A 15095-nucleotide genomic window follows, 5' to 3' on the forward strand; every position below is an offset into this window, starting at 1 on the left:
ATTTTGAGATTTTTTAACAATATTTTATGCCGTAAAGCCGACATAACGTGAATAACCTTCCACCCCTAAATCAGACTTATAAATCAGAAACTCAGGGAAGCTCGAGGCGGTAATTTCAGTAAACATATGATACTGATCATCATTAGCATGCAAGTCATCGACTGTATGCTGCATAGTTTGCTCAAATTCATCGGTAATAAACTCAAAACCAATATCCATTGCAATAAACAGCACATGCTCACATGGCTGTACATACTGCTCTTCTGACCAATCAATCACTTGCTGCTGGCAATGTGGACACTGAATGTTATCTGACGGAGAAATATCAAGTTCGATCAATTGATAAGACATAAAAGTAAATTTATTCATAAATATTAGATTTATTCTAACAAAACTTAGTTTCAGCTAAAGATATTTATTCAATAAAAAAGGAGCCGTAGCTCCTTTAAATTTGACTGATTTCGATTATTTCTTAAGGGATGACTTATAGGCAGATAATGCAGCCACCGCGATAGCCGACAAAGCAATACCCGGCGCACTTGCAATTAAAATACCTGTCGTTCCTAGACCTAACGCCAAAATCTTGCCTGTAAGTAATGGACCTGTCATTGCACCCAAACGTCCCCATGAAATTGCACTTCCCACACCTGTCACTTTCCCAGCTGGTGTATAGAAAATTGGAGAGATCCCATACAAAATCGATTGACCACCTGTAGAGAAAATTCCGCCCATGATGCCTGCAGCAATGAGTACAGGAATGGAATTTGTTGTAAACAGCACAAACAATGCCACAAACAAACCTGAATAGATAATCACTGCCATTTGCCATAATTTTAGGCGATCCAGCAAGTAGCCTAAACCCAGCGTACCAATCACTGCGCCCACTTGGAACATCAACATGATCATAAAAGCTTGTTGCTTTTCCAACCCTTGTTCCATAAGCAAGTTAGGCAACCAACTGATCAGAATATAGTTCACCATTAAGGTAAAGAAGAAACTCAGCCAAAGCGGCAATGTATACTTATAACGCTGTTCAGCAAAAAGGATTTGCCCCATCGGTGGAACCGTTTCCTTGGTTTCTGCCTGAACTTTTTCTGTACGCTTATCTTTTAAGATAATCGCCATGAATGGAATCAAGATTAAAGGCGTTAAACCACCAATTAAAAATAGTGTATGCCATGAGATATCTTTAAAGATAATACCCAAGCCAGCAACAAAGATTGCACCTACGGGTAAGCCACAGTACATCAAACTATTTAAGCGCCCACGGTTAGCATCCGTCGCTTCATCACCCACCACCGAGATCATCGTTGGCATCGCAGCACCCAAACCTAAACCTGTAAAGAATCGTGCGATATATAAAATTTCAATACTTGGTGCAACTGCCGTAATCGACATAAATACACCGAAGATAAAAATCGACAGCATCAGGACTTTCTTCTGTCCCAAATAGTCAGCGACACGCCCCCCAAAGAACGCGCCAAATAACATACCAAACACACCTAAGCTAAACACATAGCCCATTTGCACCTGATCTAAGGAAAATGTCGCTGCGATTCCTTTTGCCGCGATACCGGGCGCTTGCAGGTCAAAACCTTCAAAAAATGCTACCCAGAAACACAAAAATACCGTTAGAAATTTTTGCATTTTTCCCGATTGTTGATTTGCCATAATCGAACTCCATTCATGTAGCGTAAACCCACTTGTACGCCATACCCTGAAGTTTCGGCTTTATTGGGTAGAATAAATACCACTACAAAGGTCGGAATTCACACGACCAAAAGCCCACTATTAAGACTTAAAACTTTGTATATCAATAGTTTTTAGATCTTATTTTTTGTATTTATAATTCATTATCAATCACTTAGGTTTATGAAAGATTTTAATAATCAAACCATAGCTAAAACTAATGATGATCAAAATATTCATTTAATCCGATCAAATACCAACAACCAATAATTTATTGACAATAAAAAACCCGCAACTGAGCGGGTTTTTTATTTAACTCAAAATCTTATGCAGATTTTTTCGCTTGGTTATTCTTACGAATCGTAATCATCACCAATTGAACAGCCGCAGGTGTAACACCCGGAATACGACTTGCTTGTGCCAATGTTTCAGGCAATACATTTTTCAGCTTCATGGTGATTTCACGTGAAAGACCAGAAACGACATCATAATCAAAATCAGCTGGAATACGCGTATCTTCCAAACGCTTCATTTGCGCAACGTCTTCTTGCTGACGGTTAATATAACCTGCATATTTCACAGCAATTTCAATTTGCTCACCCACAAATGCTGAAACTTCAGAACCCGTCAATTCAGCAATTTGCGCAAAGTTGATATTTGGACGTTTGAGCAAATCAATTGCATTGGTTTCTTTTGACAGGTCATCGCCAGTCATTTCAACGAATTTTTTGCCTAGTGGATTGTTTGGCGCTGCCCAAAGGTGTTGTAAACGACCTTTTTCAGTTTCAACAGCTTCCATTTTTTGACAGAAAGAATCCCAACGTGCGTCATCCACCAGACCCATTTCACGGCCAATTGCTGTTAAACGCTGATCCGCATTGTCTTCACGCAACATCAAACGGTATTCCGCACGCGAAGTGAACATACGGTACGGTTCTTTAGTACCCAAAGTAATCAAGTCATCAACCAATACACCCATGTACGCTTCATCACGTTTTGGTGTCCATTGCTCTTGATCCCATGCACGACGTGCTGCGTTTAAGCCTGCAAGCAAACCTTGCGCTCCCGCTTCTTCATAACCTGTTGTACCGTTAATTTGACCCGCAAAATACAGGTTATTAATCGATTTGGTTTCTAAAGAGAATTTCAATGATTGTGGGTTGAAATAGTCGTACTCAATTGCATAACCCGGACGCAAAATGTGCGCATTTTCCATACCACGAATCGAGCGAACCAATTCAAACTGAACATCGAATGGTAATGAAGTTGAAATACCATTTGGATAAAGCTCATGTGTATCTAGACCTTCAGGTTCCAAGAACACTTGATGCGAATCTTTATCGGCAAATTTATGAATTTTATCTTCAATCGATGGGCAGTAACGTGGACCTACACCTTCAATCACACCGGTATACATTGGTGAACGGTCTAAGCCGCCACGAATGATATCGTGAGTTTTCTCGTTGGTATGTGTGATATAGCAATTGATTTGCTCAGGATGCATGGACGCATCACCCATGAACGACATAGTCGGAGATGGGAAATCACCTGGCTGCGGCGTCATTACAGAGAAATCAACTGATCGTGCATCGATACGTGGCGGTGTACCTGTTTTTAAACGACCTACAGGTAAGTTCAATTCACGAAGACGCGCAGCCAATGAAATTGAAGGAGGATCGCCCGCACGACCGCCTGAAGCATTATTTAGACCTACGTGGATCACACCACCTAGGAATGTACCTGTAGTCAATACAACAGTTTTCGCATCAAAGCGAATACCCATTTGGGTGACTACACCTTTAACGGTATCGCCTTCAACAATAAGGTCATCAGCTGCTTGTTGGAAAATATCCAAGTTCGCTTGATTTTCTAAGGTTTCACGAATCGCAGCTTTATAACGAATACGGTCAGCCTGTGCGCGAGTCGCACGAACAGCCGCACCTTTACGTGAGTTTAAAATACGGAATTGAATACCACCTTTATCGGCAGCCAATGCCATTGCACCGCCTAAAGCATCAATTTCGCGTACTAAATGTGATTTACCAATACCACCAATGGCTGGATTACAGCTCATCTGCCCTAAAGTCTCAATATTATGAGTTAAGAGTAAAGTCTGTCGACCCATACGTGCCGCAGCAAGAGCTGCCTCAGTACCCGCGTGACCGCCGCCGATAACAATGACATCGTAAACTTTAGGATAATGCATAGTGGTAAAGGAGATTAAAAAAGGATGACGGAAGATTATAGCAAAACTTCACCGATAAGTTGACTGATTAACTCGATTTTATTGTTATTGACTACTGTTTTATGCCTATATATTTCTTTATGAACATACATACTTTGCATATTCCATATAAAAATATACATTTCTCAAGCAAATGTTACTCGAAGATTGTTGTTTTATTCTGATGATTTTTTATTCTGTTATAGATCCCATGAGAATCATAAGGACTATAAGCATGAATAAGAATATTTTGCTATCCACGGTTTTATGCGGTTTATGTTTATCACCACTTGCTGCCTCAGCCAATGATAAAGTTGAGAAAGTGTATGATGCACAGCGATATCAACAAGTCTGTAAAGGTAAAAGCCAAGGCGCTCAAGTATCATTTGCCTATCGCGGTATTATCTGGAATGGTACCTGCGAACCACAATTTTTTAGCTCTTCCAAAAATGCAAATCTGCATGGCGAAGAAGCAGAATTATTAAGCACATGTAGTGCAGATGCAAAAGCCACTACTGCAACGATTAATGGACAAGAAATTAAAGGAAAATGTGCTTTAGGGTTCACTCCCCCTCGTCCTAAATAAACAGTTGTCAATGAAAATATCGACCAATTAACAGATCAAAAATAAAGCGGGTAAAACATCAGTTTTTACTCGCTTTTATTTATTGCTTATTTATTAAACTGAGATAAACTCAAAAAATACTATAAGGATAAAAATATCAGGAAATTCCATGGATTCGGGATTATTTGCATTTTTTCTGCCCATTGCTTTAGCCATCATGATGATGGGTTTGGGGCTTGAACTTTCAGTCAAAGACTTTTTACGCGTTGGACGCTATCCAAAAGTTATTTTCATCGCTTTATTTATTCAGCTTATTCTACTGACCAGTATTGCGTTTTTCCTGTGTAAGTTGCTTGAGTTACCCCCATTACTTGCGGTGGGGCTCATGTTGCTTGCGGCTTCACCCGGTGGCCCCACAGCAAACCTATTCAGCTACCTATATAAAGGTGACGTTGCATTAAACATTAGCTTAACGGCCATTAACTCAGTTGTTTCGTGCTTTACACTGCCGTTTATTGTCAACCTATCCATTTTGCATTTTGTTGGTGAAAGTACCAGTATTGGCATGCCTATCGATAAGATCACCCATGTATTTTTGATTATTTTGATACCGGTATGTTTCGGTATGTTTATTCGCAACTCCTTTCCGACCATTGCGTATCACATCAACAAACCGATGCGAATGTTGTCTATTTTCTTATTAATTCTTATCTTTACACTCGCAGTTTTGCGTGAACAATCCAACATCATTACGTATTTTGCCAGCGTCGGCATTGCGACCTGTTTACTCTGTTTCAGTGGCTTATTTTTGGGTTACTTAATTCCATTCCTCTCGGGTGTGCCTGAAAAACAGGCTCGTGCGTGTACCTTTGAGATTGGTATTCATAACACCAGTATCGCCCTAACCATCGCACTAAGTGTGCTTGAAAACACCACAGTGGCGATACCTGCCGGTGTTTATTCTATTTTTATGTATTTATTGGCAACCTTATTTGGTTTTATTTTGACACGCCGTGGCAGCCACCTAATTCAACAAGTGAAAACCTAAACTATTTTTCAAACGTAATCACCATAAGGACTTTGGTGAAAAACCATTAAATATGCTCAAGGAGAATAAGTACGATGGATTCTGGAATTATTACGGTTCTTTTGCCATTAGCACTGGCCTTTATTATGATCGGGCTTGGGCTAGAACTTACCCCCAAAGATTTCGCACGTGTCACCAAACATCCTAAAGCCGTGTTGATCGCATTATTTTGCCAGCTCGTGTTGCTTGTCGGTATCGCCTTTCTACTATGTAAACTGTTAGCATTACCACCACTGCTTGCTGTCGGCTTGATGCTACTTGCAGCCTCACCCGGTGGTAGTACAGCGAACTTATTTAGCTATCTATTTAAAGGTGACTTGGCTTTAAATATTACCCTGACCGCCATCAACTCTGTCATTGCAGCATTAACCCTTCCATTGATCGTGAATTTTTCGATCATGCACTTCATGCAAGAAGGGCAACAAATCAGTCTGCAATTTGGAAAAATCCTCCAAGTTTTCGGCATCATTATCATCCCCGTCTGTATAGGCATGCTGCTTCGTCACTATGCACCCAAACTGACCGAGAAACTGCACAAACCACTCCGTATCTTTGCTGTGGTCTTTCTCATCTTAATTATTATCGGTGCTATTTACTCTGAACGACATAATATTGCGGCTTATCTAACCCAAGTTGGCTTAGCTACGGTTCTATTCTGTATTTTCAGCTTATGTATCGGTTATTTTGTTCCGCGACTGTTCGGCATCAATAGTGCTCAGGCACGTGCTTGTGCATTTGAAATCGGTATTCATAACAGTACGTTGGCCATGACCATCGCCTTAACGGTGATGGCCAGCTCGGCCGTTGCAATGCCTGCAGCGGTTTATTCAATCTTTATGTATATCTTTGCCGCTGTATTTGGCTTCCTAATTACACGTTTCGCACCGATCTCGACAACTACAACCGAAACAATTAAAAGTTAAGGCACTGAAAAGTTAAAAGGATGCTACGTGCATCCTTTTATTTTTTGTCAATTTTGATAATCGCTAGCTGCAAGTTGCCGAGTTCCGTTACAATAGCTTTTTATAAAACTCATTTAGGTTATGTCCGTGAAGTGGTTACAAATTCATATTACTGTTGAAAAAGCTCAAGTTGATTACACTGAAACGCTGCTCAGTTCTTTAGGTGCAGTCAGTGTCACGCTAGATGATGCAGAAAATCAGGATTTACTTGAACCACTTCCAGGTGAAACACCACTTTGGAATAAAGTGATCGTAACTGGTATATATGCACAAGAAGATGATGAAGAAATTGATGTTGCAGCATTAGAAACATTTATTAAAGCTCAACTTCCTGAAGCACCAATGCGTAGCGAATTCATTGAAGACCAAGAATGGGAACGCACATGGATGGATGCTTATGAGCCTATTCAAATTGGTGAAAAATACTGGATCGTCCCAGAATGGATGGAAGCGCCAGAAGCAGATGCCGTTAACATCAAACTAGACCCAGGTCTTGCTTTTGGTACTGGTAACCATGCATCTACATTCCTATGCCTACAATGGTTAGGTAAAGTTGATCTTAAGGATAAAATCGTAATCGACTACGGTTGTGGTTCTGGTATTTTAGGTGTTGCCGCTTTACTTTTGGGTGCAAAAAAAGTTTATGCCACTGATATTGACCCACAAGCCGTTTTAGCAACACAACAAAATGCCGAATTGAATGGTGTACTGGAAAATTTGTATGTAGGCCTACCTGAAGAGTTCAACCAAGAACTCGCTGGACAAAAAGCCGATGTGTTTGTTGCCAATATTCTTGCAGGCCCTCTAATGGCCTTGGCTGCAGAATTCTCAACTTTAATTAAATCTGAGGGCGAGTTCGCACTTGCAGGCGTAATTGAAGAGCAAGTTTCTGATGTTTCTAGTGTTTATTCTGAATTTTTTGATATATTAGACGTAGAAAAACGTGACGAAACATGGTGCCGAATTTCGGGTAAACGCCAACAGTATTAAAATTTAAAATGTGTACTTATGAGCGACAAATTAACTAACTGCCCAACTTGTTTTACAACATATAAAGTAACTGTTCCGCAGCTTACTGTCGCTCAGGGCATGGTTTGTTGCCCAAAGTGCTCTACATCTTTTAATGCACTGTCTCATTTGGTGGTAGATAAAGCGTTGTCTTTTTCTACCCCTGAGCAAGAAAATGCACCGCAAAAAAACTCCAATACTATTATTAATGTCAGCGAATTTAATAATACGCTTACACCAGTGACTATTGAAGAAACACCAACCCACCATTTATTAAAACTATTTGATCAAAAAGTCGAAAACTCTAATATCGATCTAAAAACTTATTTAAATAACTTAAATTATTTCAGCACCGAACCGATCGGCAACCTGCCTGCTGTAAATTGGGCAGAACAGGCTGAAAAAGATAAAAAACGTACACCACTGAATTATTTTATGTGGTTCTGTATTAATGCTTTCTTATTTGGTGCACTGATATTCCAGTTTTTCTGGTTCAATCCTCAATATTTAAAAAATAGTCCAGTGATGGGTGCTGCATTTACTGCGGTCTGTGATGTATTCAATTGTTCACGCCTAGAGGAACATTACAGTTTAATTAGTACCAAAAAAGTCAAAATTCGTAGCATTGGAAATAATGAAACACGTTTTACAGGTGAAATGATCAATTTTCATGACCGTAGCCTAGCCTTACCCAATATGAAAATTTCACTAAAAGAAAATGGTACTGAAATAGCAAACTATACGCTTTTACCTGAAGAGTATTTGGACAAAAGTCTGCATGGCATCCAACGGATCCCAAAAAGTAGTCCTTTTCAATTCCAATTTAGTCTACCAATTGCACGCAAGAGCTTCGATAATTATTCAATTGAGTTGATTCGCCCCTAATATTGGAAAAAACTATTAAAAAAGTAAAAAAAACATAAAAAAAATGCAGTTTTCTTGCTCACTTTTTCCTAGACAATGGTATGATACGCGCCACGAAAGCTTTGTGCTGCAAACTCCTCGCTAATTTTTCACAACAAATACAATCCCAACCGTGCGCTTTAATATTTATTGCGTATTGAGTAGATTTTTTGTTTGTTTTTTAGGCTGTAACAATTATTAATCTATTGTTACGCTTATTTTTCGAACAATTTTGCGAGTTGTGTCAAGCTACAAGTAATGTACAAGTTTTAGAACTCCGCATTAGGAACTAAAACGGAGTTCATTCAAGTTTATAGACCACTTTTAACAAATCACTTTACCCAAGTGATATTTGATTTTTCGGATTAATTCGCATGAATAGCAAATCTCCTATTTTTACTGCACAATCTGATGTCGCTCTTCGTATTCACGTAGATCGCGCAGTTCGCCATTACTTTGCACAATTGCAAGGCGAGCAACCATCTCAGGTATACGATATGGTGCTGGCGGAAATGGAGAAGCCTCTTCTATCTGTAGTTCTTGAATATACACGTGGTAATCAAACCCGCGCTGCTGAGATTCTCGGCTTAAACCGTGGTACTTTACGTAAAAAGTTGAAAGCTCACGGTTTAATGAGTGAATAAATGATAAAATGCTTGCGGCTTCCGCAGGCATTTTTTTTAACCTGCATTTTGCTAATTTTGTTTTAATCTGTTCCTTGAAAACTGTGACGAAGATCATGACTATTAAACGCGCTTTAATCTCTGTGTCTGACAAGACTGGAATTGTTGAATTTGCACAAGAACTTGCTGCTCTAGGGGTAGAAATTTTATCTACTGGCGGAACATACAAATTGTTGAAAGACAATAATGTTGCCGTAGTTGAAGTTTCAGAGCACACAGGTTTCCCAGAGATGATGGACGGCCGTGTAAAAACGCTACATCCGAAAATTCATGGTGGTATCTTAGCTCGTCGCGGTCTAGACGAAGCTGTGATGGCTGAACACAACATCGATGCAATCGATTTAGTTGTTGTTAACCTTTATCCTTTCGCTGCGACTGTGGCTAAACCGAACTGCTCACTTGCTGATGCGATTGAAAATATCGACATCGGTGGTCCGACTATGGTTCGTGCTGCTGCGAAAAACCATGCATCTGTAGGTATCGTAGTAAATGCATCTGACTATGGAACTGTTGTTGAAGAGTTAAAAGCTGAAGGCGCATTATCACATGCAACTCGTTTTGACCTTGCGGTTAAAGCATTTGAACATACTGCACAGTATGACGGCATGATTGCATCTTACTTAGGCGCTCGCGTAGGTAAGGAAGAAGGTCAAGCAGATAAATTTGCGCGTACTTTCAATACTCAATTGAACAAAGTTCAAGACTTACGTTACGGTGAAAACCCGCATCAATCTGCTGCTTTCTATGTAGAAGACACAGCAACTGAAGCATCTGTTTCTACTGCGAAACAACTTCAAGGTAAAGAACTCTCTTATAACAACATCGCAGACACTGACGCAGCACTTGAATGTGTAAAATCATTTGCTAAGCCTGCATGTGTCATCGTAAAACACGCAAACCCATGTGGTGTAGCAGTATCTTTAGACGGCATCCAAGCGGCTTATGACCTTGCTTATGCAACTGACCCTGAATCTGCATTCGGCGGCATCATTGCATTTAACCGCGAATTAGATGTCGCAACTGCGCAAGCCATTGTTGACCGTCAATTTGTTGAAGTGATCATTGCTCCAAGCGTTGCTGAAGGCGTGCTTGAAGTGACTGGCGCGAAGAAAAACGTACGTGTACTCGTATGCGGCGAGCTTCCTGCAATTACTGAACGTAAAGCTCAGTTAGATTACAAACGTGTGAATGGCGGTTTGTTGGTTCAAGACCAAGACTTAGGCATGATCACGAAAGATGACCTTAAAGTTGTGACTAAACGTGCGCCAACTGAAGCAGAAATTGATGACTTAATCTTTGCTTGGAAAGTTGCGAAATACGTTAAATCTAACGCGATTGTTTATGCGAAAGGCCGTCAAACCATTGGTGTGGGCGCAGGTCAAATGAGCCGCGTTAACTCTGCTCGTATTGCTGCAATCAAAGCTGAACATGCTGGTTTAGTTGTTGAAGGTGCTGTAATGGCATCTGATGCATTCTTCCCATTCCGTGATGGTATTGATAACGCTGCGAAAGCAGGTATCAAATGCATTATCCAACCGGGTGGTTCTATGCGTGATGAAGAAACAATTGCTGCTGCTGATGAAGCTGGTATTGCAATGGTCTTCACTGGCATGCGTCATTTCCGTCACTAAGTTGGCAACTTGATCATGACAATTAAGCACATTTTTTTGCTTAATACACTAGATTTCTAATCTTGCATAAAGTCCTCTCCTGCTTTCAGGTTGAGGACTTTATGTCATTTTCGATTCATGGAGTATGAACCGATGAATATTTTAGTTTTGGGTAATGGCGGTCGTGAACATGCGCTTGCATGGAAAATCGCACAAGATGACAAAGTTGCAAAAGTATTTGTAGCGCCGGGTAATGCGGGTTCTGCAACTGAAAATAAATGCGAAAATGTTGCGCTTAACATTTTAGACAATGCAGCAATTATCGACTTTGCAAAAAACAATGCAGTTGATTTAATCGTGGTTGGTCCTGAAGCACCGCTTGTAAATGGCGTTGTAGATGCTTGCCGTGAAGCGGGTGTAAAAATTTGGGGTCCTACTCAATTTGCTGCGCAGCTTGAAGGTTCTAAAGCATTTGCAAAGCACTTCTTAAAACGCCACAACATCCCAACTGCTTTCTATGACGTATTCACAGAAGTAGATGCTGCTAAAGCATTTGTTGAAAAAAATGGCGCGCCAATTGTAATCAAGGCTGATGGTCTTGCTGCAGGTAAAGGCGTGATCGTTGCAATGACCAATCAAGAAGCATTTGATGCAATTGATGACATGCTTGCAGGCAACAAATTTGGTGATGCTGGCTCGCGTGTAGTCATCGAAGAATTCCTTGCAGGTGAAGAAGCATCTTTCATTTGTATGATTGATGGCGACAACATCTTGCCAATGGCGACTTCACAAGATCATAAACGCATCTTTGAAGGTGACCAAGGTCCAAACACAGGCGGTATGGGTGCTTACTCTCCTGCGCCTGTAGTGACGGCTGACGTATTTGAAAAAACCATGAATGAAGTGATGCGTCCTACCGTTGAAGGTATGAAAAAAGACGGGCACTTTTATACAGGTTTCTTATACGCAGGCTTAATGATTGATGAACAAGGTCAACCTAAAGTGATCGAGTTCAACTGTCGTTTTGGCGACCCTGAAACTCAGCCAATTATGATGCGTTTAAAATCATCTTTAGTTGACCTAGTTGAAGCAGGTATTGCGGGTAACTTACCTGCGGAAGCTGAATGGGATGAGCGTAAGACTGTAGGTATCGTACTTGCATCTAAGGGCTACCCTGAAACTTCTAGCAATGGTGATGTGATTTCTGGTTTAGACACTGAAATGGCTGATGCGAAAGTATTCTATGCTGGTACTAAAGCACTTGAGAATGGTGACATTGTAACTGCTGGCGGCCGTGTACTGTGCGTGACTGCGCTTGGAAACACCATTGGTGAAGCTCAAGCGAAAGCCTTAGAACTTTGCCAAAAAGTAACCTTTGACGGCGTTCAATACCGTAAAGATATTGGTTACCGTGCAATTGCACGTGAAAATGCTTAATTAGATTTAAGAATAAAAACCCCGCTAAGTGCGGGTTTTTTATGTAAAATTGAAACATAAAAATTAAAAGGTTATAGATATGGAACAAAAACATTGGGAAGAAAGAATTCTTAAACAGGATAGAAAATCAAATGATTCACGTCATGAATATGAGCGTGATTTTTCTCGTTTAATTCATTCATCAGCTTTTCGTAGACTTCAAGCTAAAACACAAGTTTTGGGGCTTGGTGAGAGTGATTTCTACCGTACACGTTTAACCCACTCAATGGAAGTTGCACAAATAGGTACTGGCATTAAACGTCATTTAAAAAAGGGAACGTATACTAATAAACCTAACCCAGAAACTTTGGATAACATACTTCCTAGTTCTGCCTTAATCAATGCAATATGCTTAGCACATGATTTAGGGCATCCTCCTTTTGGTCATGGTGGTGAAGTTGCTTTGAATATATGTATGCGTGAATTTGGTGGTTTTGAAGGAAATGGGCAAACTCTCAGAATTCTTACAAAATTAGAAAAATATACTGAAAAAAATGGTATGAACCTTACTCGTAGATTACTTTTAGGGGTTTTAAAATATCCAATTTCCTATAGCGCAGCACGTAACGGTAGCTTCTACGGAACGCTACCAGAAAAAAATTGGCTGGCAAAAGCAGATTATCAGAAACCACCTAAATGCTATTTAGACTCTGAAAAAGATATTGTTGAAAAATTTATTTTAGACAAATTAAGTAAAAAAGATAAAGACCATTTTGTTGGACTCGAATTTAGTAGCACTAAACACCATAAACCTAAATTTCATAGTTTAGATGCAAGTATTATGGAACTTGCTGATGATATTTCATACAGCTTACACGATTTTGAAGATGCCATATCGCTTAAACTCATCACACTAGAACATTGGAAAATCCATAACGATAATAAAGAGCATTTCTTCGAAAAATGTGGTCTTACATCACACACTATCGGCCAGGAACTCTTTTCTAAAGATAGCTATAGACGAAAAGAACAAATTGGCAATCTTGTCCATCAATTCATTACTAGCATTTATCTTCAAGAAAATAAAATATTTGAAGAACCATTACTACGTTGGAATGCTTTCATGGCTGAACCTTGGGATTCACTGAGAGAACATATTTTTGAATTAGTATTCAAAAAAGTTATCAAAAGTACCAATGTACAATTATTAGAATTCAAAGGTCAAAAAATCGTAATTGAATTATTTGAAGCATTAAGCTCTGATCCTAAAAGACTACTTCCTAAATCCACATATGACAAATATGATCAAGGTAAAGATAACAATGAAAAGATGCGTGTAATTTGCGATTACGTATCTGGGATGACAGATGAATATGCAACACGACTATATGAAAAAATTTATGCTCCACATAAAGGGTCTATATTCGATCATCTGTAATTAACCTTAACAAGTTAGTAACTAAGTTAGAGTTATAAAAAACTCTGAGTAATCGGATAATATATTTATGTTATTCGATTACTCCCCTAAATATAACAATGTTACCTATAGTCACCCCTCGCCTCATCCTCCGCCAATGGCAAGACTCCGACACCGCCCCATTTATTCAAATGTGTGCAGATGACGAAGTCATGCGCTATTTCCCTAAAAAACTCGATGCTTCTGAAGCTACTGCCTTTATACAACGCATACGTGATGCAATCGAAACACGCGGCTGGGGCTTATATGCTGTCGAGCTTAAAGCTACAGGTGAATTTATTGGCTTTATCGGCTTACACGTACACCCACCTGAGTTTGAAATAGCCGATGCACCTGAAATTGGCTGGCGGCTACTGCCGCAATATTGGCATCAAGGTTATGCTACCGAAGGTGCGAAAGCAGTTCTCAAACATGCTTTTCGAAATCTAAGACTTGAGAAAGTCATTTCATTTACAGCGTGTCTAAATAAACCATCCGAACATGTGATGCAAAAAATTGGTATGCAAAAAGTCCGTGAGTTTAATCATCCACTTGTACCACTAGAGCATTCCTTAAATAAACACGTGCTGTATGAAATACAACGTAGTGATTATTTGCACATTCCATTTTGCTAATTGAATATTTATTCACAACAAAACCAAAGCACATTAACTCTGCCAAACAGTGGTTATAGGTGATGTTAAATTCTTTAATTTTAGTAACTACAGGATTTCGTATAAGAAAGCTAATTCATTCATTAAATCATATAAAAAACCCCGCTAAATGCGGGGTTTAAACTCTAAACATATCAATTACTATGGCTTTGGAAGTAAAAATCATAAGTCACAATGCTAAAGCAACTCCAACCTGTTTAAGCATGCTTAATCAAAATGGCATACATAATCGACAACATCAGTACATTGCACTTTAAAAATAGAATCTTGTGGAACAATAAAGCTTTCGCCAAAAGTATATTGAAAAAACTCGCCCTGCTCCCCAATTTGCACAACACACTGCCCCGATGTGATTTCAACACGTTCTTTCACATGCACCTCAAACGTCATAGGTTGTTCTGATATCAAAAATACACCTATAGTTTTTTGGCTACCATCTTCCATTTTTTAAACATGGCTCACCGATCTACCACCATAATGAACCGTAGGCTTTTTTACAAATGAGACGAAATTAAACTGATTTAACATAGCGTGCCGCACATAGCAATTTATTATGATCAATTATTAAGCAGTTTATCTTAAACACTGTAGCGGATTCAATCTTCCTCAGATTTAGATCTAAGATTTTGAAAAACCATGAATCAGAGTTGAACTTCAAATATATCAATAAAGATTTCAATGCAGATTAGATTGAAGCTCTCCGTTATTTTCACATATGAATGTTACAAATTTTGTGTATGACAGGACTTATTTCATTTTTATCATTTTTTCAGCAATACATTTTAAAATTTGTTATATAGACCTAAACTTATATAAAT

General features: G+C 39.3%; 13 protein-coding genes and 1 pseudogene. 10 read left to right on the top strand and 4 right to left on the bottom strand.

Annotated elements, in window-relative coordinates; all coding sequences use genetic code 11:
- Positions 1 to 24: 24 nt before the first annotated feature.
- The 3 genes from FTT92_RS03765 to mnmG all read right to left on the bottom strand — a co-directional run bounded on the left by FTT92_RS03765 (position 25) and on the right by mnmG (position 3895).
- Entirely contained in the window at positions 25 to 351 is a 327-nt protein-coding gene (locus FTT92_RS03765; RefSeq protein ID WP_078193710.1) for a hypothetical protein, read from the bottom strand.
- A 114-nt stretch (positions 352 to 465) separates the two neighbouring features.
- Positions 466 to 1671, bottom strand: coding sequence for a 3-(3-hydroxy-phenyl)propionate transporter MhpT (mhpT, locus tag FTT92_RS03770; RefSeq protein WP_168377614.1), 1206 nt, complete (start codon positions 1669 to 1671; stop codon positions 466 to 468).
- A gap of 343 nt (positions 1672 to 2014) precedes the next feature.
- Positions 2015 to 3895 carry a tRNA uridine-5-carboxymethylaminomethyl(34) synthesis enzyme MnmG gene (gene mnmG, locus FTT92_RS03775; RefSeq protein ID WP_180003879.1) on the bottom strand — a complete coding sequence of 627 codons (1881 nt, stop codon included), beginning with the start codon at positions 3893 to 3895 and terminating at the stop codon, positions 2015 to 2017.
- A gap of 253 nt (positions 3896 to 4148) precedes the next feature.
- On the opposite strand from mnmG, the gene FTT92_RS03780 reads away from it, so the two are divergent.
- The 10 genes from FTT92_RS03780 (at position 4149) to FTT92_RS03825 (ending at position 14238) form a co-directional block, all read left to right on the top strand.
- Complete coding sequence (locus FTT92_RS03780; RefSeq protein ID WP_078188731.1) at positions 4149 to 4499, top strand: hypothetical protein; 351 nt, start codon at positions 4149 to 4151, stop codon at positions 4497 to 4499.
- Between the two features lie 148 nt (positions 4500 to 4647).
- The gene (locus tag FTT92_RS03785) at positions 4648 to 5526 is read left to right on the top strand and encodes a bile acid:sodium symporter family protein (protein WP_180171484.1); all 879 of its coding nucleotides are present in this window, start codon (positions 4648 to 4650) and stop codon (positions 5524 to 5526) included.
- A gap of 74 nt (positions 5527 to 5600) precedes the next feature.
- Complete coding sequence (locus tag FTT92_RS03790; RefSeq protein ID WP_180003877.1) at positions 5601 to 6488, top strand: bile acid:sodium symporter family protein; 888 nt, start codon at positions 5601 to 5603, stop codon at positions 6486 to 6488.
- A 126-nt stretch (positions 6489 to 6614) separates the two neighbouring features.
- Positions 6615 to 7517 (top strand): 50S ribosomal protein L11 methyltransferase, encoded by a 903-nt coding sequence (gene prmA, locus FTT92_RS03795; RefSeq protein WP_078188734.1) that lies wholly within the window; start codon positions 6615 to 6617, stop codon positions 7515 to 7517.
- A gap of 18 nt (positions 7518 to 7535) precedes the next feature.
- Positions 7536 to 8420 (top strand): DUF3426 domain-containing protein, encoded by an 885-nt coding sequence (locus FTT92_RS03800; protein ID WP_180171485.1) that lies wholly within the window; start codon positions 7536 to 7538, stop codon positions 8418 to 8420.
- 392 nt (positions 8421 to 8812) lie between these two features.
- Positions 8813 to 9082 carry a DNA-binding transcriptional regulator Fis gene (fis, locus tag FTT92_RS03805; RefSeq protein ID WP_001086304.1) on the top strand — a complete coding sequence of 90 codons (270 nt, stop codon included), beginning with the start codon at positions 8813 to 8815 and terminating at the stop codon, positions 9080 to 9082.
- A gap of 95 nt (positions 9083 to 9177) precedes the next feature.
- The gene (gene purH, locus FTT92_RS03810) at positions 9178 to 10752 is read left to right on the top strand and encodes a bifunctional phosphoribosylaminoimidazolecarboxamide formyltransferase/IMP cyclohydrolase (RefSeq protein ID WP_180041125.1); all 1575 of its coding nucleotides are present in this window, start codon (positions 9178 to 9180) and stop codon (positions 10750 to 10752) included.
- A 132-nt stretch (positions 10753 to 10884) separates the two neighbouring features.
- On the top strand, positions 10885 to 12168 hold the full coding sequence (gene purD / locus FTT92_RS03815; protein WP_180171486.1) for a phosphoribosylamine--glycine ligase: 1284 nt from the start codon (positions 10885 to 10887) through the stop codon (positions 12166 to 12168).
- 79 nt (positions 12169 to 12247) lie between these two features.
- Positions 12248 to 13585: an anti-phage deoxyguanosine triphosphatase gene (locus FTT92_RS03820; protein WP_180171487.1), complete on the top strand. Its 1338-nt coding sequence runs from the start codon at positions 12248 to 12250 to the stop codon at positions 13583 to 13585.
- Between the two features lie 98 nt (positions 13586 to 13683).
- The gene (locus FTT92_RS03825; RefSeq protein ID WP_180171488.1) at positions 13684 to 14238 is read left to right on the top strand and encodes a GNAT family N-acetyltransferase; all 555 of its coding nucleotides are present in this window, start codon (positions 13684 to 13686) and stop codon (positions 14236 to 14238) included.
- 246 nt (positions 14239 to 14484) lie between these two features.
- On the opposite strand, the pseudogene FTT92_RS03830 reads toward FTT92_RS03825, so the two are convergent.
- Positions 14485 to 14805: pseudogene (locus FTT92_RS03830) on the bottom strand (pyrimidine/purine nucleoside phosphorylase).
- Positions 14806 to 15095: the final 290 nt, after the last annotated feature.

The organism is Acinetobacter sp. YH12023 (genome assembly GCF_013420135.1).
GTDB classification, from domain to species: Bacteria; Pseudomonadota; Gammaproteobacteria; order Pseudomonadales; family Moraxellaceae; genus Acinetobacter; species Acinetobacter amyesii.